Origin of the sequence: Pseudomonas sp. FYR_2 (assembly GCF_043106425.1) — a bacterium.
GTDB lineage: Bacteria > Pseudomonadota > Gammaproteobacteria > Pseudomonadales > Pseudomonadaceae > Aquipseudomonas > Aquipseudomonas monteilii.
On the sequence record NZ_JBICMM010000046.1, the window covers coordinates 109,618 to 133,271 of the forward strand.

Annotated in this window: 18 protein-coding genes and 7 tRNA genes; 19 read left to right on the forward strand and 6 right to left on the reverse strand. The window is 62.7% G+C overall.

Annotation, left to right across the window (positions count from 1 at the left end):
- Window positions 1–60: 60 nt before the first annotated feature.
- Window positions 61–136 (reverse strand) — tRNA-Asn (locus ACF8R4_RS19700).
- A gap of 62 nt (window positions 137–198) precedes the next feature.
- Entirely contained in the window at window positions 199–1,395 is a 1,197-nt protein-coding gene (locus tag ACF8R4_RS19705) for an amino acid aminotransferase (protein ID WP_016715151.1), read from the reverse strand.
- A 287-nt stretch (window positions 1,396–1,682) separates the two neighbouring features.
- Here ACF8R4_RS19705 and uvrB point away from each other — a divergent pair, with 287 nt between their 5' ends.
- A complete protein-coding gene (gene uvrB, locus ACF8R4_RS19710) occupies window positions 1,683–3,698 on the forward strand; it encodes an excinuclease ABC subunit UvrB (RefSeq protein WP_060498764.1) in 2,016 nt (671 codons plus the stop codon).
- A 69-nt stretch (window positions 3,699–3,767) separates the two neighbouring features.
- Here the strand turns inward: uvrB and ACF8R4_RS19715 are convergent, their stop codons facing one another.
- Window positions 3,768–5,258, reverse strand: a complete 1,491-nt coding sequence (locus ACF8R4_RS19715) for an MDR family MFS transporter (RefSeq protein WP_177337100.1) — start codon at window positions 5,256–5,258, stop codon at window positions 3,768–3,770.
- A 49-nt stretch (window positions 5,259–5,307) separates the two neighbouring features.
- Entirely contained in the window at window positions 5,308–6,363 is a 1,056-nt protein-coding gene (locus tag ACF8R4_RS19720) for an HlyD family secretion protein (RefSeq protein WP_392493271.1), read from the reverse strand.
- A gap of 143 nt (window positions 6,364–6,506) precedes the next feature.
- Here ACF8R4_RS19720 and gltX point away from each other — a divergent pair, with 143 nt between their 5' ends.
- From gltX to ACF8R4_RS19780, 12 genes are all read left to right on the forward strand, one after another.
- Window positions 6,507–7,988, forward strand: coding sequence for a glutamate--tRNA ligase (gltX, locus tag ACF8R4_RS19725; RefSeq protein WP_060498767.1), 1,482 nt, complete (start codon window positions 6,507–6,509; stop codon window positions 7,986–7,988).
- A 289-nt stretch (window positions 7,989–8,277) separates the two neighbouring features.
- Window positions 8,278–8,353, forward strand: a tRNA-Ala gene (locus ACF8R4_RS19730).
- Window positions 8,354–8,425: 72 nt separating this feature from the next.
- Window positions 8,426–8,501, forward strand: a tRNA-Glu gene (locus tag ACF8R4_RS19735).
- A gap of 53 nt (window positions 8,502–8,554) precedes the next feature.
- Window positions 8,555–8,630, forward strand: a tRNA-Ala gene (locus ACF8R4_RS19740).
- 42 nt (window positions 8,631–8,672) lie between these two features.
- Window positions 8,673–8,748 (forward strand) — tRNA-Glu (locus ACF8R4_RS19745).
- A 62-nt stretch (window positions 8,749–8,810) separates the two neighbouring features.
- Window positions 8,811–8,886 (forward strand) — tRNA-Ala (locus ACF8R4_RS19750).
- Between the two features lie 42 nt (window positions 8,887–8,928).
- Window positions 8,929–9,004 (forward strand) — tRNA-Glu (locus ACF8R4_RS19755).
- A 172-nt stretch (window positions 9,005–9,176) separates the two neighbouring features.
- Window positions 9,177–9,716: a TetR/AcrR family transcriptional regulator gene (locus tag ACF8R4_RS19760; RefSeq protein WP_016715158.1), complete on the forward strand. Its 540-nt coding sequence runs from the start codon at window positions 9,177–9,179 to the stop codon at window positions 9,714–9,716.
- A gap of 15 nt (window positions 9,717–9,731) precedes the next feature.
- Window positions 9,732–10,565, forward strand: a complete 834-nt coding sequence (locus ACF8R4_RS19765; RefSeq protein ID WP_060498768.1) for an alpha/beta hydrolase — start codon at window positions 9,732–9,734, stop codon at window positions 10,563–10,565.
- Window positions 10,566–10,634: 69 nt separating this feature from the next.
- Window positions 10,635–11,069, forward strand: coding sequence for a thioesterase family protein (locus ACF8R4_RS19770; protein ID WP_015269427.1), 435 nt, complete (start codon window positions 10,635–10,637; stop codon window positions 11,067–11,069).
- A gap of 51 nt (window positions 11,070–11,120) precedes the next feature.
- Window positions 11,121–12,092 (forward strand): tRNA-dihydrouridine synthase, encoded by a 972-nt coding sequence (locus tag ACF8R4_RS19775; protein ID WP_060498769.1) that lies wholly within the window; start codon window positions 11,121–11,123, stop codon window positions 12,090–12,092.
- 223 nt (window positions 12,093–12,315) lie between these two features.
- A complete protein-coding gene (locus ACF8R4_RS19780; protein WP_060498770.1) occupies window positions 12,316–12,759 on the forward strand; it encodes an Hsp20 family protein in 444 nt (147 codons plus the stop codon).
- Window positions 12,760–12,816: 57 nt separating this feature from the next.
- Here ACF8R4_RS19780 and ACF8R4_RS19785 read toward each other — a convergent pair whose 3' ends face one another.
- Both ACF8R4_RS19785 and ACF8R4_RS19790 read right to left on the reverse strand, forming a co-directional pair.
- On the reverse strand, window positions 12,817–16,113 hold the full coding sequence (locus ACF8R4_RS19785; protein WP_104835292.1) for a PAS domain S-box protein: 3,297 nt from the start codon (window positions 16,111–16,113) through the stop codon (window positions 12,817–12,819).
- Window positions 16,114–16,175: 62 nt separating this feature from the next.
- Complete coding sequence (locus ACF8R4_RS19790; protein WP_060498777.1) at window positions 16,176–17,051, reverse strand: LysR family transcriptional regulator; 876 nt, start codon at window positions 17,049–17,051, stop codon at window positions 16,176–16,178.
- Window positions 17,052–17,181: 130 nt separating this feature from the next.
- Between ACF8R4_RS19790 and leuC the strand changes: the two genes are divergently transcribed.
- The 6 genes from leuC to ACF8R4_RS19820 all read left to right on the forward strand — a co-directional run bounded on the left by leuC (window position 17,182) and on the right by ACF8R4_RS19820 (window position 23,621).
- Entirely contained in the window at window positions 17,182–18,615 is a 1,434-nt protein-coding gene (gene leuC, locus ACF8R4_RS19795) for a 3-isopropylmalate dehydratase large subunit (protein WP_060498772.1), read from the forward strand.
- The gene (gene leuD, locus ACF8R4_RS19800; RefSeq protein ID WP_104835291.1) at window positions 18,612–19,256 is read left to right on the forward strand and encodes a 3-isopropylmalate dehydratase small subunit; all 645 of its coding nucleotides are present in this window, start codon (window positions 18,612–18,614) and stop codon (window positions 19,254–19,256) included. Before leuC ends, leuD begins: the two co-directional genes overlap by 4 nt.
- Before the next feature lie 87 nt (window positions 19,257–19,343).
- Complete coding sequence (locus tag ACF8R4_RS19805; protein ID WP_060498774.1) at window positions 19,344–20,108, forward strand: class I SAM-dependent methyltransferase; 765 nt, start codon at window positions 19,344–19,346, stop codon at window positions 20,106–20,108.
- Between the two features lie 54 nt (window positions 20,109–20,162).
- Window positions 20,163–21,245, forward strand: a complete 1,083-nt coding sequence (gene leuB, locus ACF8R4_RS19810) for a 3-isopropylmalate dehydrogenase (protein WP_104835290.1) — start codon at window positions 20,163–20,165, stop codon at window positions 21,243–21,245.
- 63 nt (window positions 21,246–21,308) lie between these two features.
- A complete protein-coding gene (gene asd, locus ACF8R4_RS19815) occupies window positions 21,309–22,421 on the forward strand; it encodes an aspartate-semialdehyde dehydrogenase (RefSeq protein WP_060498778.1) in 1,113 nt (370 codons plus the stop codon).
- A gap of 195 nt (window positions 22,422–22,616) precedes the next feature.
- Window positions 22,617–23,621, forward strand: coding sequence for an aspartate-semialdehyde dehydrogenase (locus ACF8R4_RS19820; RefSeq protein WP_060498779.1), 1,005 nt, complete (start codon window positions 22,617–22,619; stop codon window positions 23,619–23,621).
- Window positions 23,622–23,654: the final 33 nt, after the last annotated feature.

A 23,654-nucleotide genomic window follows, 5' to 3' on the forward strand; every position in this document is an offset into this window, starting at 1 on the left:
CTTCCGCCGAACAACAAAAAAGCCCCCGGTTGCTTGCGCAACCGGGGGCTTTTCAGTGTTTGGCTCCGCGACCTGGACTCGAACCAGGGACCCAATGATTAACAGTCATTTGCTCTACCGACTGAGCTATCGCGGAATCTGCGCGTATCTTACTGATTGCCAACAGGATGTCAAGCTACCCCTTGGCAAAACAATGAGTTACAGCACTTCCACGATAGCCTTGGTGACCACGTGGATGTTGCTCTGGTTCAGCGCGGCCACTGCGATGCGGCCGGTGTCCAAGGCGTAGATGCCAAAGTCGTTCTTCAGGCGGGCAACCTGTTCAACGGTCAGGCCCGAGTAGGAGAACATGCCAACCTGACGGCCAACGAAGCTGAAATCGCGGTTGGCGCCATACTCGGCCAGCAGCGAAACCATCTGCTTGCGCATGCCGTGGATACGCTCGCGCATTTCGGCCAGTTCGGTTTCCCACATCTGGCGCAGTTCGGCGCTGTTCAGCACGGTGGCCACGATGGTGGCGCCGTGGGTTGGCGGGTTGGAGTAGGTGGTGCGGATCACGCGCTTGACCTGCGACAGCACGCGGGTGCTCTCGTCCTTGGACGCGGTGACGATCGACAGTGCACCCACGCGCTCGCCGTAAAGCGAGAACGATTTGGAGAACGAGCTGGAAACGAAGAACTCCAGGCCCGACTCGGCGAACAGGCGCACGGCAAAGGCGTCTTCGGCGATGCCGTCACCAAAGCCCTGGTAGGCCATGTCGAGGAACGGTACGTGGCCTTTGGCCTTGACCACTTCCAGGACGTTTTTCCAGTCATCCAGGCTCAGGTCGACGCCGGTCGGGTTGTGGCAGCAGGCGTGCAGCACCACGATCGAGCCGGATGGCAGGTTGTTCAGGTCTTCGAGCATGCCGGCGCGGTTGACGTCGTGGGTCGGCGCGTCGTAATAGCGGTAGTTCTGCACCGGGAAGCCGGCCGATTCGAACAGGGCGCGGTGGTTTTCCCAGCTTGGGTCGCTGATGGCAACCACGGCGTTCGGCGAGATACGCTTGAGGAAATCGGCGCCAATCTTCAGTGCGCCGGTACCGCCGACGGCCTGCACGGTAACCACGCGGCCAGCGGCCAGCAGTGGCGACTCGGCGCCGAAGATCAGTTTTTGCACAGCCTGGTCGTAGGTGGCGATACCGTCGATCGGCAGGTAGCCGCGCGAGGCGTGCTGGGCGGCACGCTGGGTCTCGGCTTCGATCACGGCGCGCAGCAGCGGAATGCGGCCTTCCTCATTGCAGTACACGCCTACGCCCAGGTTGACCTTGTCGGTACGTGGGTCGGCGTTGAATGCTTCGTTGAGGCCCAGAATAGGGTCGCGGGGTGCCAGCTCGACAGCGGAAAACAGGCTCATTGTTACCTTGGCTCTGATTGGAGAGTGATAGGACGTACACCCTCCAGCCGAATGCACTGAAGCGGTGCACAAACGGGGAGTCAGTATAGTGATACCGACCGGTCACTGCGACACTCTGGCACAGCTTTTCCGGCTATTTGCGCAAATATTTTTCGACCATTGGTCGAATTACCGGGTCCACCGTTACACGCGCTCACAGCTACGCCTTGAAAGCGCCCCCGGGCGGGCGCATTTGGGTATAGACTACTGGCTAAATTTACAGTTGCTGCAGCACCGCGAGGTCCGTCATGTCCGAGTTCCAGCTCGTCACCCGTTTCCAGCCGGCCGGCGACCAGCCCGAGGCCATTCGCCAGATGGTCGAAGGCATCGAGGCGGGGCTGTCGCACCAGACGTTGCTCGGGGTGACCGGGTCGGGCAAGACCTTCAGCATTGCCAATGTCATCCAGCAGGTGCAGCGCCCGACCTTGGTGCTGGCGCCGAACAAGACCCTGGCCGCGCAGCTGTACGGCGAATTCAAGGCGTTTTTCCCCAACAATGCGGTGGAGTATTTCGTTTCCTACTACGACTACTACCAGCCGGAAGCCTATGTGCCGTCTTCGGACACCTTCATCGAGAAGGACGCCTCGATCAACGACCATATCGAGCAGATGCGCCTGTCGGCGACCAAGGCGCTGCTGGAGCGGCGCGATGCGATCATCGTGACCACTGTTTCGTGCATTTATGGTTTGGGTAGCCCCGAGTCCTACCTGAAAATGGTCCTGCACGTAGACCGTGGTGACAAGCTCGACCAGCGCGCATTGCTGCGCCGTCTGGCGGACCTGCAATACACCCGCAACGAAATGGACTTTGCCCGCGCCACGTTCCGCGTGCGCGGTGATGTGATCGACATTTTCCCGGCGGAATCGGACCTTGAAGCCATCCGTATCGAGCTGTTCGATGACGAGGTAGAAAATATCGCCGCCTTTGACCCGCTCACCGGCGAGGTCTTCCGCAAGCTGCCGCGTTTTACCTTCTACCCCAAGAGCCACTACGTCACGCCGCGGGAAACCCTGCTGGAGGCGGTGGAGGGTATCAAGGAAGAGTTGAAAGAACGCCTGGAGTACCTGCACAAGGCCAACAAGCTGGTGGAGGCGCAGCGTCTGGAGCAGCGCACCCGCTTCGACCTGGAGATGATCCTGGAGCTGGGCTACTGCAACGGCATCGAGAACTACTCGCGCTACCTGTCTGGCCGCCCGGCCGGCGCGCCGCCGCCCACCTTGTACGACTATCTGCCGCCGGATGCGCTGCTGGTGATCGACGAATCCCACGTGAGTGTGCCGCAGGTCGGCGCCATGTACAAAGGCGACCGCTCGCGCAAGGAAACCCTGGTCGAATATGGCTTCCGTATGCCCTCGGCGCTGGACAACCGCCCCATGCGTTTCGATGAATGGGAGGACGTCAGCCCGCAAACCATCTTTGTGTCCGCTACCCCTGGCCCCTACGAGGCTGAGCACGCCGGACGCGTGGTGGAGCAGGTGGTGCGCCCGACCGGCCTCGTCGACCCGCAGGTCGAGGTGCGCCCGGCACTGACCCAGGTGGATGACCTGTTGTCGGAAATCCGCAAGCGTGTGGCCCTGAGCGAGCGGGTGCTGGCCACCACGCTGACCAAGCGCATGGCCGAAGACCTGACCGACTACCTGGCCGACCATGACGTGCGGGTGCGCTACCTGCACTCGGACATCGACACCGTGGAGCGGGTGGAAATCATCCGCGACCTGCGGCTGGGTACTTTCGATGTGCTGGTCGGTATCAACCTGCTGCGTGAGGGCCTGGACATGCCGGAGGTGTCGCTGGTGGCGATCCTCGATGCCGACAAGGAAGGGTTCCTGCGTTCCGAGCGCTCACTGATCCAGACCATTGGGCGTGCTGCGCGAAACCTGAATGGCCGGGCAATCCTTTACGCTGATAACGTCACGGGCTCGATGCAGCGAGCGATAGACGAAACCGAGCGCCGCCGCGAGAAGCAAATCGCGTTCAACGAAGCCAACGGCATTGTGCCCAAGGGCGTGGTCAAAGACATTACCGACATCATGGAAGGTGCCACCGTCCCGGGCGCACGCAGCAAGAAACGCAAGGGCATGGCCAAGGCGGCTGAGGAGAGCGCCCGTTATGAAGCCGAACTGCGCACACCGGGCGAGATCACCAAGCGTATCAAGCAACTGGAAGAGAAGATGATGCAGTTTGCCCGCGATCTGGAGTTCGAGGCGGCGGCGCAGTTGCGCGATGAAATTGCTCAGCTGCGCGAGCGGTTGATTACCAGCTGATTTTCTATCAACTGTACTGGCCTCTTCGCGGGTTTACCCGCGAAGAGGCCAGTACAGGCAACAACTAAATCAATGGGCCTCCCCAGCCTTCAACCCCGCCGGCAACTTCCGGGTCAGCAACACCGCCACCATGCTCACCGCCAACCCGATCCCGACAAAGTGGAACGCATCGTTGTATGCCATGATCAACGCCTGCTGGTGGGTAATCTCGCTCAGCTTCCCCAGCGCCGCATTGTCATTCCCCAGCCTTTCGGCCAGTTGCGCCAGCCGCTCTGCCACCTGCGGGTTGCTCGGCACTACCGCCTCCCGCAGGTAATCGAAGTACACCTTGGTCCGCGCATCCAGCAGGGTGGCCAGCAAGGCGATACCAATCGCTCCGCCCAGATTGCGTAGGATATTGAACAGGCTCGAAGCCGACCCGGCATCCTGCGGCTGGATGTAGGCCGTGGCAATCAGCGAAATGGTCACCATGATCATCGGTTGGCCCAAGGCGCGGATGATCTGGATATGGTTGAACTGCGGCCCGGCAAAATCCGGGTTGAGCACCCCCGAGCCGAAACTGGCCGCACCGAACAGGCAGAACCCCAGCGCGCACAGCACCTTGGGTGACACCACCTTCATCAATTGCGGCACTAGCGGAATCAGGAACAGCTGCGGTACGCCCATCCACATGATCACTTCACCAATCTGCAAGGCGTTGTAGCCCTGCACCTGCGCCAGGTACAGCGGCAACAGGTAGATCGACCCGTACAGCCCCACGCCCATGCCCAGGCTGGCAATGCTCGACAGGCCGAAATTGCGGTTGCCCAGGATGCGCAGGTTGATCAGCGGGTGTGGCTTGGAAAACTGCAGGATGACGAAGGTGATCAGGCTGACCAGGGCGATGCTGCCCAGGCCCACGATAAGGTGCGATTCCAGCCAGTCCTTGCGGTGGCCTTCCTCCAGAAACACCTGTAGGCAACCCAGCCCCAGGCCCAGGGTGACGATGCCGGCGTAATCGGTGCTTTTCAGCAGTTCCCAGTGCGCTTCCTTCTTTTCCAGCCCGTACAGCAGGCCGGCGATCATCACCAGCCCCGGTGGGATGTTGATGTAGAAGATGTACTCCCAGCCCCAGTTTTCAGTCAGCCAACCACCCAGCGTGGGGCCGATGGAGGGGGCGAAGGTGGCCGTCATGGCAAACATGGCCATGCCTTTGGCGCGGTGGTGCTCAGGCAGTTTGATCAGGGTCAGGGTGAAGGCCAGTGGGATCAGCGCGCCGCCAGTAAAGCCTTGCAGGGCCCGGAACAGGATCATGCTCTCCAGGTTCCAGGCCATCGAGCACAGCAGTGACGACAGCAGGAAGCCTGCGGATACCCACACCGCCAGGCGACGGGCGGACAATAGCTGCACCAGCCAGGCGGTCAGCGGGATCATGATGATTTCCGCCACCAGGTAGGAGGTGGAAATCCATGACCCTTCTTCCAGCGTGGCCGACAGTGCCCCCTGGATGTCTTTGAGCGACGAGTTGGTGATCTGGATGTCGAGCACCGCCATGAAGGCGCCGAGCATCACGCTCATCACTGCGATCCAGTCGCGTCGGGTGGGCTCGGCTGTAGGCCTGAGCAGTTGATCACCGGCCATCGTGGCCTTCGTTTTCGCTGCGCAGGTCGACGGTGGCGGTTACCGACATGCCGGGGCGGATGCGCCCGTGCAGTGGGTTGTCGGCGCGGAAGGTGAGTTTTACCGGGATGCGCTGCACCACCTTGGTGAAGTTGCCGGTGGCGTTGTCGGGCGGCAGCAGGCTGAATTGCGCGCCCGACGCGGCGAACACGCTGTCGACCCGGCCTTCGATGGGCGTGTCGGGGTAGCTGTCGAACAGCAGTTCAGCGCGCTGGCCGGGCTGCATGTGGCCAATCTGCGTTTCCTTGAAGTTGGCCTGCACCCAGATGTCTTCGTCTGGCACGATCGACAGCAGGTAGGCGCCGGCCTGCACCACCTGCCCATTGCGCGCATTGCGCTGGCCGATGGTGCCGCTGATCGGTGCGCGGATCTCGCAGCGGGTCAGGTTCAGCTCAGCCTGGGCCAGGTCGGCGCGGGCATTGGCGATTTGCGCATCGAGGCGTTTGAGGTCGGCGTTCAGCGCGTTGACTTGCTGGCGCTGGCTTTGCAGGTCGGCGCGGGCCTTGTCGACCTGGGAGCCGGCGACGTGGCTGTCTGCCGACAGGGTGGTGACCCGTTCTTCGGATACAAAGCCAGGCTTGCGCAGCTTCTCGGCGCGGCTCAGGTCCAGCCGTGAACGGTCGAAAGTGGCCTGGTTGGCCGCCACCTGGGCCTGGCCGGCAGCAATCAGGCTGCCTTGCTGGGTCAGGCGGCTTTGCGCCTGTGCGTACTCGGCTTCGCGGGTGGCGAGGGCGGCGTGGGCGCGCTCAACCGCCAGCTCGAAGTCGTCGGCTTCCAGGCGCACCAGCAGGTCGCCCTTGTTGACGTGCTGGTTGTCCTCGACCGGCACCGTGTCGATGCGGGCGCCCAGCTGGCTGGAAATGCGCGTGATTTCGCCCTGCACGTAGGCGTTGTCAGTGCTCTCGTAGAAGCGGCCTTTGAAGTACCAGTGGGCCAGGAAGGCGAGGGCGATGAGGGCCACGAGGGTGAAAAAGACCAGCAGGCGGCGTTTGAGTTGGGCGGGCATGGGGACTATCGTTCCAGAAATGTAAATAAATTTAACAGCGCCACAGGGTCTGTCGACAAGTGACGTTCGCGCCATTGCTGGAGCCCGGTGCCTGCCTCCTGCTAACATCCCGCCTTTGTTTCATCTTTCGTTCGAGACCTTCCATGACCACCGTACGCACGCGTATCGCGCCATCGCCTACCGGCGACCCCCATGTCGGCACTGCCTACATCGCCCTGTTCAACTACTGCTTTGCCAAGCAGCACGGCGGTGAGTTCATCCTGCGCATCGAAGACACCGACCAGCTGCGCTCCACGCGCGAGTCGGAACAGCAGATCTTCGACGCTCTGCGCTGGCTCGGCATCGAATGGAACGAAGGCCCGGACGTCGGCGGCCCGCACGGCCCGTACCGGCAGAGCGAGCGTGGCGAGATCTACGCCAAGTACGCCAAGGAACTGGTCGACGCCGGTCACGCCTTCTACTGCTTCTGTACCGCTGAAGAGCTGGACCAGATGCGTGCCGAGCAGCAAGCCCGTGGCGAGACCCCGCGCTACGACGGTCGCGCACTGCTGCTGAGCGCCGAGGAAGTAGAGCGCCGCCTGGCCGCTGGCGAGCCGCATGTGATCCGCATGAAGGTGCCGAGCGAAGGCATGTGCGTGGTCCCGGACATGCTGCGCGGCGATGTTGAAATCCCGTGGGACCGTATGGACATGCAGGTGCTGATGAAGAACGACGGCCTGCCGACGTACTTCCTGGCCAACGTGGTCGACGACCACCTGATGGGCATCACCCACGTGCTGCGTGGCGAAGAGTGGCTGCCGTCGGCGCCCAAGCTGATCAAGCTGTATGAGTACTTCGGCTGGGAACAGCCAAAGCTGTGCTACATGCCGCTGCTGCGTAACCCGGACAAATCCAAGCTGTCCAAGCGCAAGAACCCGACCTCGGTCACCTTCTACGAGCGCATGGGCTTCATGCCCGAGGCGATGCTCAACTACCTGGGCCGCATGGGCTGGTCGATGCCGGACGAGCGCGAGAAGTTCTCGCTGGCTGAAATGGTCGAACACTTCGACCTGTCGCGCATCTCGCTCGGAGGGCCGATCTTCGACATCGAGAAGCTGTCCTGGCTCAACGGCCAGTGGCTGCGCGAGCTGCCGGTCGAGGAATTCGCGGCACGCCTGCAGAAGTGGGCATTCAACAGCGACTACATGATGAAGATCGCCCCGCACGTGCAGGGCCGCGTCGAAACCTTCAGCCAGGTTGCTCCGCTGGGCGGGTTCTTCTTCGAAGGCGCGCTGAAGCTGGATGCCAAGCTGTTCGAAAGCAAGAAGCTGTCGGCCGACCAGGTGCGTCAGGTGATTCAGCTGATCCTGTGGAAGCTCGAAAGCCTGCGTCAGTGGGAAAAAGAGCGCATCACCGGCTGCATCCAGGCCGTGGTCGAGGCGCTGGAGCTGAAGCTGCGTGACGCCATGCCGCTGATGTTCGCCGCCATCACTGGCCAGGCCAGCTCGGTTTCGGTACTGGATGCCATGGAAATCCTTGGCCCGGACCTGACCCGCTACCGCCTGCGCCAGGCCCTGGACTTGCTGGGTGGCGTGTCGAAGAAAGAAAACAAAGAGTGGGAAAAGCTGCTGGCCTCGATCGCCTGACAGTGTTTCCCAGCCTGTAGCTGAAACCTGTGGGAGCGGGTTCACCCGCGAATACGATGGCGCTTGCACTGCCGCATTCGCGGTTAAACCCGCTCCCACAGGGTTCGATGCCGAGGTTTTGCTCGGGCAGGGCGGTAAGTGATTGTTATCTGTGAAAATTTTTTTGATTATTTTAAAAAATTAGTTTGACAGCCCTGCAATCCGATCTTAATATGCGCCCCGTCCACAGCGATGAACGAAAACGAAACGCCAGCCACCCAGCCAGCGATTCTGTTCAGAGCGACATTGTGGGGCTATAGCTCAGCTGGGAGAGCGCCTGCATGGCATGCAGGAGGTCAGCGGTTCGATCCCGCTTAGCTCCACCAAATTCCGCTTGGCAGTCAAGGCTGTCGAGCAAGACCGGGTCCAGCAACCGGGTCTTGAAGGTAAGAAGGTTCGTCCCCTTCGTCTAGTGGCCTAGGACACCGCCCTTTCACGGCGGTAACAGGGGTTCGAGTCCCCTAGGGGACGCCAGTTTTGCACAAGCGATGTTTCACGATGTCGCTGGGCCGAGAGGCTAGAAATCCGGGGCTATAGCTCAGCTGGGAGAGCGCCTGCATGGCATGCAGGAGGTCAGCGGTTCGATCCCGCTTAGCTCCACCAATTTTGCCGCGGTTCGCGTAAGCGGATCAGCACGAAGGTTACGTCCCCTTCGTCTAGTGGCCTAGGACACCGCCCTTTCACGGCGGTAACAGGGGTTCGAGTCCCCTAGGGGACGCCACTTTTTCCTGCGTTTTGCAGGGCTTAAAAAGGCTCGTCGTATATTGATGAGTCTTTTGTTTCGGGGCTATAGCTCAGCTGGGAGAGCGCCTGCATGGCATGCAGGAGGTCAGCGGTTCGATCCCGCTTAGCTCCACCATTTCTGCCAGGGTTCACGCAAGTGGATCTTCGCGAAGGTTACGTCCCCTTCGTCTAGTGGCCTAGGACACCGCCCTTTCACGGCGGTAACAGGGGTTCGAGTCCCCTAGGGGACGCCATTTTTACCCGCGTTTTGCGGGACCTTTAAGGCTCATTCGATTATTGAATGGGCCTTTTGTTTTTCACTCTCCCGAAAAATTCGCAACCGACAGGCGGCAAGAAATTCTGCTTGCCAAAAAATATGATGAGAATAATATTTTGGTCATCATATTTTGTCCGGCGAATGTTCAGATGAGCGACAAGAAGAGCAAAACCCGCGAACGCATCCTGGAAGCCGCACGCAGTGCGCTGATCCAGCACGGCCCGGCCGAGCCTAGCGTTAGCCAGGTAATGGGCGCCGCAGGCCTGACCGTCGGTGGTTTTTATGCCCACTTCGACAGCAAGGACGAGCTGATGCTAGAGGCGTTCCGCCAGCTGTTGGGTGAGCGCCGCGCCTTGCTCGCCCAGATCGACCCCAGTCTCGATGGTGCGGGGCGGCGTGCGCTGGCCAGTGCCTTCTACCTGTCGCGCAAACACCGGGATGCCGAAGTGCACGCCTGCCCGCTGCCTAATTCGCTGGGCGAGATGCAGCGCTTGCCGGAAGTCTTCCGTGAGGTATTGGCCGAACACATCGAGCTGATGACCGCTGCCATGGTCGATCGCCCCGAGGATGCCGACAAAGCCTTGGCCGATCTGGCGTTGATGGTCGGTGGCCTGGCCCTGGCCCGCGCCCTGGGTACCAGCGAGTTGTCAGACCGTATTCTGCGCGCCGCCAAATCGGCGGTGCTTTAACCCTGGAGCATGGCAATGACTACCCTGAGCTGGATTCGTGGTGTCAATGGCACCCTGGGCCGCCTGGCCCCCGAGCATGTCGCGGGCAAGATGCGCCGTGCCTTCATGACACCGCGCAACTTGCCGCCGCGGGATTGGGAGCTGCCCGTGCTGGCCCGTGCCGAGCGCATTACCCTGCGCTTCGGCTTGTCGGCCCTGCGCTGGGGTAATGGGCCGACCGTGCTGCTGATGCACGGCTGGGAAGGGCGCCCGACCCAGTTTGCTGCGTTGATCGAAACCTTGGTCCAGGCCGGGCACACGGTGGTGTCACTGGAGGGGCCGGGGCATGGGCGTTCGCCTGGCGAGCAGGCCAATGTGGTGCTGTTTGCCCGGGCCCTGCTGGAGGCCGCCGCCGAGCTGCCGCCGCTGCGTGCGGTCATTGGCCATTCCATGGGTGGTGCCAGTGTGTTGCTGGCCTTGCAGATGGGGCTGCGTACAGAGGCTGCTGTCAGCATTGCGGCCCCGGCGCGGCTGTTGGGTGTGTTGCGTGGTTTTGCCCATCGCCTGGGGCTGCCAGCACGGGCGCGGGCGGCGTTCATTCGGCAGATTGAGCGAGATGTGGGCATGCAGATTGCGCGGTTGGATGTGACGGGTTATCAGCTGGAACTGCCGGGGTTGGTGGTGCATGCCGCTGATGACGCCTTGGTGGCTGCCGATGAGGCTCAGGTTATCCATAAAGCGTGGTTCGACAGCCGCCTGATGCTGCTGGAGGCGGGTGGGCATCAGCGTGTACTGTCCGACCCGCGGCTGGGTGAGGCAGTGCTCGAATTGCTCGCCCGCGCTGCTGCACCGGCGCGTCAAAGCGCCTGACGGGCAGCAGGGCTGGACATTCACTCACCGGTCACGGCTAAATTCACTTTTTCCGCCAAGGAAGCGAACATGAGCTGGGACCTGGCAACACCCTTCGTCATCGACCTGCGTGTCGGCAGCGAGGATATTGATGGCCTCGGCCACGCCAATAACGCGGTGTACGTCACCTGGCTGGAGCGCTGCGCCTGGCGCCACTCCCAGCGCCTGGGCCTGGACCTGGCCGAATACCGTCGGCTAGACCGCGCCATGGCGGTAGTGCGTCACGAAATCGACTACCTGGCCGCTGCCTACGAGGACGATGAACTGCAACTGGCCACCTGGATCATCGATTGGGACCAGCGCCTGCGCATGACCCGCCGTTTCCAGCTCAAGCGCCCGCGTGACGGCGTGACCTTGCTGCGTGCGCAAACCACCTTCGCCTGCATCGAGCTGTCCAGCGGTAAGCCCAAACGCATGCCGGCAGAATTCCTTGACGGTTACGGCCCGGCGCTGATCGGCGCCTGAAACCCCGGCATTTTTTGTTAGACTGCCGGCTTTTTCCGCCGAGACCCCGACATGCAAATTGCCCTGGCCCCCATGGAGGGGCTGGTCGACAACATCCTGCGCGACGTACTGACCCGCGTGGGCGGCATCGACTGGTGCGTCACCGAGTTCATTCGTGTGTGCGACCGCCTGCTGCCGCCTTCTTCGTTCGACAAGCTGGCGCCCGAGCTGCGCCAGGGCGCGCGCACGGCTGCCGGGGTGCCCATGCGTGTGCAGTTGCTGGGTTCGGACCCGGTATGTCTGGCGGAAAACGCCGCGCTGGCCTGCGAGCTGGGCGCGCCGGTGATCGACCTGAACTTTGGCTGCCCGGCCAAGACCGTGAACAAGTCGCGGGGTGGTGCCGTGCTGCTCAAAGAGCCGGAACTGCTGCACGCCATCGTGCGCGAAGTGCGCCGTGCCGTGCCGGCAGATATCCCGGTGACCTCGAAGATGCGCCTGGGCTTCGACAGCCCTGATGGTGCACTGGAGTGTGCCACGGCGCTGGCCGAAGGCGGCTCGGCGCACCTGGTGGTGCATGCACGGACCAAGGTCGAAGGCTACAAACCGCCGGCGCACTGGGAGTGGGTGGCGCGGGTGCAGGATGTGGTGAAGGTGCCGGTGTTCGCCAATGGCGAGATCTGGACTGTCGACGACTGGCGACGTTGCCGGGAGGTCAGTGGGGCCGAAGACATCATGCTGGGCCGTGGGCTGGTGTCGCGACCCGACCTGGGATTGCAGATTGCGGCCGCGCGTGACGGGCGCGACTATCAGCCGATGAGCTGGAACGATTTGCTGCCGTTGCTGCGTGAGTTCTGGCGCCAGGCTCAGCACAAGCTGTCGCCGCGCTATGCGCCGGGGCGGATGAAGCAGTGGATGGCGATGCTGACGCGCAGTTATCCCGAGGCGGTGGTGCTGTTTGCCGAGCTGCGGCGGGAGGATGATTGCGCGCGGATCAGCCGGTTGCTGGGGGTTGAGGCTGCGCCCTTCGAGGCTTGCGTTGCCTGATTCGGCTCTTTCGCGGGCACGCCCGTCCCACAAGTCTTGCGCCGGTCTTGAGGCCTGTGGCGATCCTGTGGGAGCGGGCGTGCCCGCGAAAAGGGCGGCACTGATTTCAGATTTTTTCTATTTTCCCCTTGAAAGCATTTCCCCAGACCATATCTCTTGAGTACGCGATGCCGAAGTCGGGTCGCGTAATGACTTACTTGCTGAATCTCAGGAGTTTATGACCATGACCACCGCTTTCTCTCTCGCACCCCTGTTCCGCCATTCCGTAGGTTTCGACCGTTTCAACGACCTGTTCGAATCTGCGGCACGTAACGAGGCCGGTAGCAGCTACCCGCCCTACAACGTGGAAAAGCATGGCGATGACCACTACCGCATCGTGGTTGCCGCAGCCGGTTTCCAGGAGCAGGACCTCGACCTGCAAGTCGAAAAAGGCGTCCTGACGGTGACCGGTGGCAAGCACGACAATGGCGCCGCTGAAGTGACCTACCTGCACCAGGGTATCGCGCAACGCGCCTTCAAGTTGTCGTTCCGCCTGGCCGACCATATCGAAGTGAAGGCCGCCGGCCTGGCTAATGGCCTGCTCAGCATCGACCTGCTGCGCATCGTGCCTGAAGAAGCCAAGGCCAAGCGCATTCCGATCAATGGCGACAAGCCAGCGCTGAACTGATCGCGCTGTAGTGAAGAAGGGCACCCTCGGGTGCCCTTCTTGCGTTTGCAGGCCGGATCAGTAACCCGCCGGCGCCTCCAGCAACATCTGCCGAAACTCTGGCAACGGCAATGGCCGGCTGTGCAGGTATCCCTGGTACAAGTGGCAGCCCAGCCGTTCGAGGAACTCCAGTTGTTCGGTCAGTTCTACCCCTTCGGCAATCACGGCCAGGTCCAGGCTGCGGGCCATGGCAACGATGGCGCGCACGATTTCCGCGTCGTTGGGGTCGACCGGCGCGTCGCGCACGAAGGTCTGGTCGATCTTCAGCGCATCCACCGGCAGGCGCTTGAGGTAGGTGAGTGAGGAATAACCGGTGCCGAAGTCATCCATGGCAAAGCTCACCCCGAAACGCTTGAGTTCGCGCATTTTGCTGATGGTGTCTTCCAGGTTCTGGATCACGATGCCTTCGGTGATTTCCAGCTTTAGCATGTGCCGAGGCAGGCGATAGTCGTCCAGGCTGCGCAGTACCCGGCCGACAAAATCGTTCTGGCGGAACTGGCGCGGGCTGATGTTCACGCACAGGCTGAAATCATCCGCGTCGATCAGCCCGTCGGTCAGCATGCGTGCGCAAGCATCGCACGCTTCATCGAGGATCCAGCTGCCAACTTCCAGTATCAGGCCGCTTTCCTCCAGCACCTGGATGAACTGCCCGGGTGGTTGCTGACCCAGTTGCGGGTGGTGCCAGCGCAGCAGCACTTCAGCCCCGACGATGCGGTTGTCGCGGGCATCCACCTGGGGCTGGAAGTGCAGGGCCAGTTCACCACGGGCCAAGGCTAGGCGCAGGTCGTTTTCCATGCGCAAGCGCTCGCTGGCGGCCTTTTGCATGGTGGTGTGGAACAGCTGGGTGGTGTTGCGCCCGGAGTCCTTGGCCCGGTACAGGGCAATGTCGGCACGCTTGAGCAAATCGGCCGGGGTAGCGCCGTGGTCAGGGATCAGCGCCACGCCGATACTGGGCGTTACCTGCAGCCGCTGGCCATCCAGCGACATCGGTTCGGCCAGTAGTTCGCGCAGGGTGTCGGCCAGTTCGCGCACTTTTTCCTCGACCTGTTCGCGGCTGCCTTCCAGGCCGCTGAGCAGGACCACGAACTCGTCGCCCCCCAGCCGCGCCACGGTGTCTTCCAGGCGCACGCTGGCCTCCAGGCGGGCGGTGATGATCTTCAGCACCGTGTCGCCCACCGGATGGCCCAGCGAGTCGTTGATGTGCTTGAAGTGGTCGAGGTCGAGGAACAGCAGGGCGCCGCGCAGGTTGTGACGCTTGAGCAGGGCGATCTGCTGGCTCAGGCGGTCCATCAGCAGGGCGCGGTTGGGCAGGTTGGTCAGCGGGTCGTGGTAGGCCAGGTGGCGAATCTGCGCCTGGGCATTCTTCAGCTGGCTGACGTCACGGGCGGTCAGCAGCAGGCAGTCCACCTCGTTGAGGGTGATCGGCTCGACCGAGACTTCCACGGTAAGGATATCGCCGCGCTTGTTGCGCCCGAGCATTTCCCGGTGATGCACGCGGCCGCGCTCGCGTAACTCGGCCAGCAGCGCGCTGCGCTGCTTGTCGTCCGCCCAGATACCGATCTCGTACACCGTGTGGCCGACCACCTCGGCTGCGCTGTAACCCGTCAGGCGGCAGAAGCCATCGTTGATTTCCAGGTAGCGCCCGCTATGGCGTTCGGTGATGGTGATGGCGTCGGGGCTGGAGTGGAAGGCCTTGGCGAACTTCTCCTCGCTGGACTTCAGTGCGGCTTCGGCGCGTTGCTGCTGGGTAATGTCGCGCAGGGTGGTCACGCTGCACGGCTGGTCATCGACGGTGATCAGGCGGCTGGAAATCACGCACGTCAGGGGGGCGCCATTGCGGTGGTTGACCACCACGGCGACGTTGCTCAGGGCCTGTTCGCGGATCACCCGCTCGATGCGTTGCGCACGCTCGATGGACTCGGCCCACAGGCCGATTTCCTCTGCGGTGCGGCCAAGCACCTGCTCGCTGCCCCAACCGAAGGTCTGGGTGAACGCCGGGTTGATCTCGATGAACTGACCGGTGTCCTGGCGAGTGACGCAGATCGGGTCGGGGCTGACCTGGAACAGGCTGGCGAACTTCTCTTCCGAGGCGCTCAGGCGCTGCTCGCGCTCCACCTGGTCGGTGATGTCGAGCAGGGTGCCGGCCATGCGCAGCGGGTTGCCTTGTTCGTCGCGGTACAGGCGTGCGCGGCTTTCGATATAGCGCGAAATGCCGTTTTCCAGTTGCACCCGGTAAGTGATCTGGTAGTTGCCGGCGGGCCCTTCGCGCAGGCTGCGGTAGGCCTGGCGCATCGAGTTGCGCTCCTGCTCCGGTACCCCCTCGAAAAAAGCATCGAACGATTCATGAAAGGGGATGGGCGGTAGGCCGTGCAACTGCGCGGCCCGGGCGGAGCCGTAGAGCATGCCGCTGGGGATATGCCAGTCCCAGGTGCCCAGCTGCGCCGAATCCAGGGCCAGGTCCAGGCGCTCCTGGCTGTCCTTCAGGGCCTGCTCGGCGCGCTTGCGCTCGGTGGTGTCGACGAAGGTGCTGATCAGAAAGGTCACGCCTTCCAGTTCGATGCCCTGGGTGCAGAGGATGCCGTCATGCACCTTGCCGCTGGTGGCGCGGAACTGCACCTCCATGATCAACGGGCCGCCGTTGGCACGGGTCGACTCCATCACCTGGTGGCGTTGTTCGGGGTTGACCCACAGGCCCAGCTCCAGGCTGGTCTTGCCGATCACCTGGCTGCCAGGCCAGCCGAACATGTCTTCGAAGTGCTGGTTGACCTCGAAAATCATGCCGTCGTGGCGGCGGGTGAGCAAAATGGCGTTGGGGCTGAGGTGGAACAGCGTGGCGAAGCGCTTTTCCGAATTGATCAGGGCGGTTTCCCGCTCGCGCTGGCGGGTGATTTCGCGGATTACCCCGATCATCTGCGGCCGGCCATGCGGGTCGTGGGTCAGGCTGCCGTTGATCTCCAGCCAGTGCAGGCTGCCGTCCGGCCAGCGGATGCGATGACGCATGGCCTGTTCCACCGGCTCGCCGTTGAACACCGCCTGGAACACCTGGCGCGTGCGGGCGCGGTCTTCTTCGGGCAGCAGGTCGAGGTAGTCGACATCGGCAGGCAGTGGGCGCTGCGGGTCGAAGCCGAACAGGGCCTGGGTGCCCCGTGACCAGCTGACACGGCCGCTTTCAATATCCCACAGCCATGCCCCCAACCGGGCGCCGTTCAGCGCGGCCAGCAGTTGTGGGGCGTTCTGCCAGGCCTGTTCGGACTCCTGGGGGTCGGCCGCAGAAATACGCGGCAGGCGCAAAAAGCGGTTTGCTGATTTGGGCATCGGTACCAGACCTTTGGCGTATGACGCGTCCTTGGATTCGGAAATACCTGGCTGACGGCCGGTCAGGCGGACCCTGCGTGGCTGTCGAGCAGGGCCATGAATGCCCTGGCCGCGTTCGATAGCGTACGCTCGGTGTGCAAAATGTAGCCTAGCTGGCGCGACAGCTGTATGCCGGGCAAAGCGATGGGTGCAACCTGTTCGTCGAGCATGGTGCGCGGCAGCACGCTCCAGGCCAGGCCGATCGACACCATCATCTTGATGGTTTCCAGGTAGTTGGTGCTCATGGCGATGTTCGGCGTGAGGCCCTGGCTTTCGAACAGGCGCTGGACGATGTGGTGGGTAAAGGTGTTGCCGCCGGGGAAAACCGCCGGGTGACGGGCCACATCGGCCAGGCCGACCGCATTGTTGGCTAGCGGGTGCTCGGGGGCGGCGACAAAATCCAGGGCGTCGTCCCACACGGGCACCGCCTTGACCAAGTGATGCGGCTCGGGCGCCAGGGTGATCACGGCGATTTCGGCGCGACCATGCAGAATCTCGTCGTAGGCCTGTTCTGAATCGAGAAACTGAATATCCAGCGCCACGGCCGGGTACTGGCGGGTGAACGCCCGTAATAGCGGGGGCAGGCGGTGCAGGCCGATGTGGTGGCTGGTGGCCAGGGTGAGGCGACCGCTCACTTCCCCCGACAAATTGGTCAGCGCACGTCGGGTATCATCAAGGACGTTGAGGATCTGGTAGGCCCGGGGCAGCAGGGCGCGTCCGGCCTCGGTCAGGGTCACCTCGCGGCCCAGGCGGTCGAACAGGCGCACATCCAGCTGCTGCTCCAGCCCGGCGATGCGCTTGCTGATGGCGGGCTGGGTCAGGAACAGGCGTTCAGCCGCCCCGGAGAAGCTGCCGGTTTCGGCAATGGCGATGAAGGCGCTGAGGTTGGCCAGGTCCAAGGGTTGCATTCCTCTTGGTTATGCAAAGGATAAAAATTATGAATTTGAGTTATTCAATCTAACCCCATAGCATCGTCCGTACAAGCCAAGGGGTCTTTGGCATAGAAAGACGCTGATGAGGAACAGTCTGATGGCTGGCAAAACGCTCTACGACAAACTCTGGGAAGCCCATGAGGTCAAGCGCCGTGATGACGGCTCGTCCTTGATCTACATCGACCGCCACATCATTCACGAAGTGACGTCGCCCCAGGCCTTCGAAGGCCTGCGCCTGGCTAACCGCAAACCGTGGCGCATCGACGCCAACATCGCCACGCCCGACCACAACGTGCCGACCACGCCAGAGCGCAAGGGCGGTATCGAGGCCATCGTCGACCAGGTGTCGCGCCTGCAGGTGCAGACCCTCGACGAAAACTGTGACGAATACGGCATCGTCGAATTCAAGATGAACGACGAGCGCCAGGGCATCGTTCACGTCATCAGCCCGGAGCAGGGGGCCACCTTGCCCGGCATGACTGTGGTCTGCGGCGACTCGCACACCTCCACCCACGGCGCTTTCGGTGCCCTGGCCCATGGCATCGGCACCTCCGAGGTCGAGCACGTGCTCGCCACCCAGTGCCTGGTCGCCAAGAAGATGAAGAACATGCTGGTACGCGTGGAAGGCCAATTGCCGGCCGGCGTAACCGCCAAGGACATCGTGCTGGCCGTGATCGGCAAGATCGGCACCGCCGGTGGCAACGGCCACGCCATGGAGTTCGCGGGCAGCGCCATCCGCGGGTTGTCGATGGAAGGCCGCATGACCATCTGCAACATGTCCATCGAAGCCGGTGCCCGTGTGGGCCTGGTGGCGACCGACGCCACCACCGTTGCCTATGTCGAAGGCCGCCCGTACGCGCCGAAGGGCGAGCAATGGAAGCAGGCAGTCGAATCGTGGAAAGACCTGGTGTCGGATGACGACGCCGTGTTCGACACCGTGGTCGAGCTGGATGCCAGCCAGATCAAGCCGCAAGTCAGCTGGGGCACCTCGCCCGAGATGGTGTTGGCCGTAGACCAGCGCGTACCGGACCCGGCCGCCGAAGCCGACCTGGTCAAGCGTGGTTCGATCGAGCGCGCCTTGAAGTACATGGGCCTGACCGCCAACCAGGCGATCACCGACATCCAGCTGGACCGCGTGTTCATCGGCTCGTGCACCAACTCGCGTATCGAAGACCTGCGTGCCGCGGCAGAGATCGCCAAGGGCCGCAAGGTGGCCGCGACCGTCAAGCAAGCCATCGTCGTGCCGGGTTCGGGCCTGGTCAAGGCACAGGCCGAGCGTGAAGGCCTGGACAAGATCTTCCTCGAAGCCGGTTTCGAATGGCGTGAACCAGGCTGCTCGATGTGCCTGGCGATGAACCCTGACCGCCTGGAGAGCGGCGAGCATTGCGCGTCCACCTCCAACCGCAACTTCGAAGGCCGTCAGGGCGCCGGTGGCCGTACCCACCTGGTCAGCCCGGCCATGGCCGCCGCTGCTGCGGTAACCGGCCACTTCATCGATGTCCGCGAGTTGATCCAAGGGAGCGCAGCATGAAAGCCTTTACCCAGCACACTGGCCTCGTCGCGCCGTTGGACCGTGCCAACGTCGACACCGACCAGATCATCCCCAAGCAGTTTTTGAAGTCGATCAAGCGCACCGGCTTTGGCCCTAACCTGTTCGACGAATGGCGTTACCTGGACGTGGGCCAGCCCTACCAGGACAACAGCAAGCGCCCGGTGAACCAGGAGTTCGTGCTCAACCACGAACGCTACCAAGGTGCCAGCGTGCTGCTGGCGCGGGAAAACTTCGGTTGCGGCTCCAGCCGTGAGCACGCCCCTTGGGCGTTGGACGAGTACGGTTTCCGCAGCATCATCGCGCCGAGTTTTGCCGACATCTTCTTCAACAACAGCTTTAAGAACGGCTTGCTGCCGATCATCCTCAGCGATGAAGAAGTGGACGAGTTGTTCAAGCAGGTCGAAGCCAACCCGGGCTACCAGCTGACCATCGACCTGCAAGCGCAGGCGGTGACCCGGCCGGACGGCAAGGTGCTGCACTTCGAGATCGATGCGTTCCGCAAGCACTGCCTGCTCAACGGCCTGGACGACATCGGCCTGACCCTGCAGGACAGCGATGCGATCAAGGCCTTCGAAGGCAAGCACCGTGCCGGGCAGCCTTGGCTGTTCCGGGATGCCTGATTATTGGTAGATGGCAGTACCGGCCTCTTCGCGGGCTTGCCCGCGAAAGGGCCGGAACAGGCGAAACAAATCCAAAAGGATTGAGACATGACCAGCACCAACCATACCGACGTGGTCCAACGCCAGTTCGGCGAACAGGCCAGCGCCTACCTCAGCAGTGCCGTGCATGCCCAGGGCAGTGAATTCGCCCTGCTGCAGGCCGAGCTGGCAGGGCAGGGCAATGCCCGCGTGCTGGACCTGGGCTGTGGTGCCGGTCATGTCAGTTTTCACGTTGCCCCGCTGGTGAGCGAAGTGGTCGCCTACGACCTGTCGCAATCCATGCTTGACGTGGTCGCCAGCGCCGCCGCCGAGCGCGGCCTGGCCAATATCACCACCGAGCGCGGTGCCGCCGAACGCCTGCCGTTCGCCGATGCCTCGTTCGAATTCGTCTTCAGCCGCTACTCGGCCCACCACTGGAGCGACCTGGGCCTGGCCCTGCGCGAGGTGCGCCGGGTACTAAAGCCGGGTGGCGTGGCAGCGTTCATTGATGTGATGTCACCGGGCAGCCCGCTGCTCGACACCTACCTGCAAACGGTCGAAGTGCTGCGCGACACCAGCCATGTGCGTGACTACTCCGCCGCCGAATGGCAGCGTCAGGTCAGCGAGGCTGGCCTGCATGTGCGCAGTCACACCCGCCAGCCCTTGCGCCTGGAGTTCGGCAGCTGGGTGGAGCGCATGCGCACTCCCGAGCCAATGCGCGTGGCCATCCGCCAATTGCAGCAAGCCATGGGCGAAGAAGTACGGCAGTATTACCAGATCGAGGCCGATGGCTCGTTCAGCACCGATGTGCTGGTGCTGTGGGCCGAGCGTTAAGCACTTTTCGGTGGGGCCCGTTTGGTCGCACCGCGTGAATGGATAGAGGAAAGCATGAGCAAGCAGATTCTGATTCTCCCAGGTGACGGTATCGGCCCGGAAATCATGGCCGAAGCGGTCAAGGTGCTGGAGCTGGCCAACGACAAGTTCCAGCTTGGCTTCAGCCTGGAGCACGACGTGATCGGTGGCGCCGCCATCGACAAGCACGGCGTGCCGCTGGCCGACGAAACCCTGGAGCGTGCGCGCAAGGCCGATGCCGTGCTGCTGGGCGCCGTGGGCGGGCCGAAGTGGGACAAGATCGAGCGCGACATCCGCCCGGAGCGTGGCCTGCTGAAAATCCGTTCGCAGCTGGGCCTGTTCGCCAACCTGCGCCCGGCCATCCTCTACCCGCAACTGGCCGATGCCTCGTCGCTGAAGCCGGAAATCGTCTCGGGCCTGGACATCCTCATCGTCCGTGAGCTGACCGGCGGCATCTACTTCGGTGCCCCGCGTGGCCAGCGCGAGCTGGAAGGTGGCGAGCGCCAGGCCTACGACACCCTGCCGTACAGCGAAAGCGAAGTGCGCCGCATTGCCCGTGTCGGCTTCGACATGGCCCGCGTGCGTGGCAAGAAGCTGTGCTCGGTAGACAAAGCCAACGTACTGGCTTCCAGCCAGCTGTGGCGTGAAGTGGTCGAAGACGTGGCCAAGGACTACCCGGATGTGGAACTGAGCCACATGTACGTCGACAACGCCGCCATGCAACTGGTGCGTGCACCCAAGCAGTTCGACGTGATGGTGACCGACAACATGTTCGGTGACATTCTGTCGGATGAAGCTTCCATGCTCACCGGTTCCATCGGCATGCTGCCTTCGGCGTCGCTGGATGCCGACAACAAGGGTATGTACGAGCCGTGCCACGGCTCGGCGCCGGACATCGCAGGCCAGGGCATTGCCAACCCGCTGGCGACCATTCTGTCGGTGTCGATGATGCTGCGTTACAGCTTCAATCAGTCGGCTGCCGCCGAAGCGATCGAGAAGGCCGTGAGCCTGGTGCTGGACCAGGGCCTGCGCACCGGCGACATCTATTCGCAAGGTTGCCGCAAAGTTGGTACGCAGGAAATGGGCGACGCAGTAGTCGCAGCGCTGCGGAATCTGTAATCTCTCTGGCCCGCCACCCCAAATTTCCGGTGGCGGCCCACTTTTAGCAAAGGTGTAGTTGCGATGAAACGTGTAGGTCTGATCGGTTGGCGCGGTATGGTCGGTTCCGTGCTCATGCAGCGGATGCTGGAGGAGCAGGACTTCGACCTTATCGAGCCGGTGTTCTTCACTACCTCCAATGTTGGCGGCCAGGGCCCGAACGTGGGCAAGGATACAGCGCCGCTCAAGGACGCTTATTCGATTGAAGAACTCAAGACCCTCGACGTGATCCTGACCTGCCAGGGCGGCGACTACACCAACGAGGTCTTCCCCAAGCTGCGTGAAGCCGGCTGGCAGGGTTACTGGATCGACGCCGCATCGTCCCTGCGCATGCAGGATGACGCGGTCATCATCCTCGACCCGGTCAACCGCAAGGTCATTGACCAGCAGCTGGACGCGGGCACCAAGAACTACATCGGCGGCAACTGCACCGTCAGTCTGATGCTGATGGGCCTGGGCGGCCTGTTCGAAGCCGGCCTGGTGGAATGGATGAGCGCCATGACCTACCAGGCAGCCTCGGGTGCCGGCGCGCAGAACATGCGCGAGCTGATCAAGCAGATGGGGGCCACCCACGCCGCCGTGGCCGATGACCTGGCCAACCCGGCCAGCGCCATCCTCGATATCGACCGCAAAGTTGCCGAGACCATGCGCGGTGATGCATTCCCGACCGAGAACTTCGGTGTGCCACTGGCGGGCAGCCTGATCCCGTGGATCGACAAGGAACTGCCGAACGGCCAGAGCCGCGAAGAGTGGAAGGCCCAGGCCGAAACCAACAAGATCCTCGGTCGCTTCAAGAGCCCGATCCCGGTCGACGGCATCTGCGTGCGCATCGGCGCCATGCGCTGCCACAGCCAGGCGCTGACCATCAAGCTGAACAAAGACGTACCGATCGCCGACATCGAAGGCATGATCAGCCAGCACAACCCTTGGGTGAAGCTGGTGCCGAACCAGCGTGAAATCAGCATGCAGGAACTGACCCCGACCAAGGTCACCGGCACTTTGAACATCCCGGTTGGCCGCCTGCGCAAGCTGAACATGGGTTCGCAGTACCTGGGCGCGTTCACCGTGGGTGACCAGCTGCTGTGGGGTGCGGCAGAACCGCTGCGCCGCATGCTGCGGATCCTGCTGGAGCGTTGATCGTTCTGGTTTGAGCAGAAAACCGCGCTCGCAACAGCGCGGTTTTTTTTGCCTGAAGGTTTTGTGCTTTTGCCATTGGCCGTTCGCCGTCAAGCCGGCCCCTCAGGTACTGTGCAGGGATGCAGGCGATATTGGCCTCGCCCGGGCAATGCGAGTAAAGTGCCGCTCCCGTTTCGCCAGAGGCAGCCTGCAACAATGAACCCTACATTCGATATCGCCGTCGTCGGCGCCACCGGCAGCGTCGGTGAAACCCTGGTACAGGTGCTCGAAGAACTGGCGTTCCCGGTCGGCACCTTGCACCTGCTGGCCAGCATGGAGTCGGCGGGCAGCAGCGTGATGTTCGCCGGCAAGAAACTCAAGGTGCGCGAGGTGGACAGCTTCGACTTCGCCCAGGTCAAGCTGGCCTTCTTCGCCACAGGTGCCGCAGTCAGCCGCAGCTTTGCCGGCAAGGCACTGCAAGCAGGTTGCACCGTCATTGACCTGTCCGGCGGCCTGGACGACGCCCTGGCCCTGGTACCCGAAGCCAACGCCGAACGGCTGGCTGGCCTGGCGCTGCCGGCACGCATTGTCAGTCCGTGCTCGGCCGCCGTTGCCGTGGCTGTCGCGCTGGCACCGCTCAAGGGCCTGCTGGACATAGACCGGGTGCAGGTAATGGCATCGCTGGCGGTGTCTGCACAAGGCCGTGAGGCGGTCAGCGAGCTGGCCCGTCAAACGGCAGAGCTGCTCAATGCCCGGCCGCTGGAGCCGCGCTTCTTCGACCGCCAGGTGGCTTTCAACCTGCTGGCCCAGGTTGGCGCGGCCGACGAACAAGGCCACACGGCGCTGGAACGCCGGCTGGTCAACGAGTTGCGCGTGCTGCTTGGCATGCCTGAGCTGAAGATTTCCGTGAGCTGCGTTCAAGTCCCGGTGTTTTTCGGCGATAGCTTCAGTGTGGCCGTGCAGAGCCGTCGCCCGGTCGACCTTGAAGCGGTCAACCAGGCCCTGGACGCAGCCGACAGCGTAGAGCGGGTGGAACGTGATGATTATCCGACCCCGGTTGGTGACGCAGTAGGCCAAGACGTGGTCTATGTTGGTCGTGTACGTCACGGTGTTGATGAAGACCAGCAGCTCAATCTCTGGCTGACCACCGACAACGTGCGCAAAGGCGCCGCGCTCAATGCCGTGCAAGTGGCGCAATTGTTGATTAAACACATGCCGTAAAAGATACTGGCGAGCACTTTTGTCCTGCTCCGC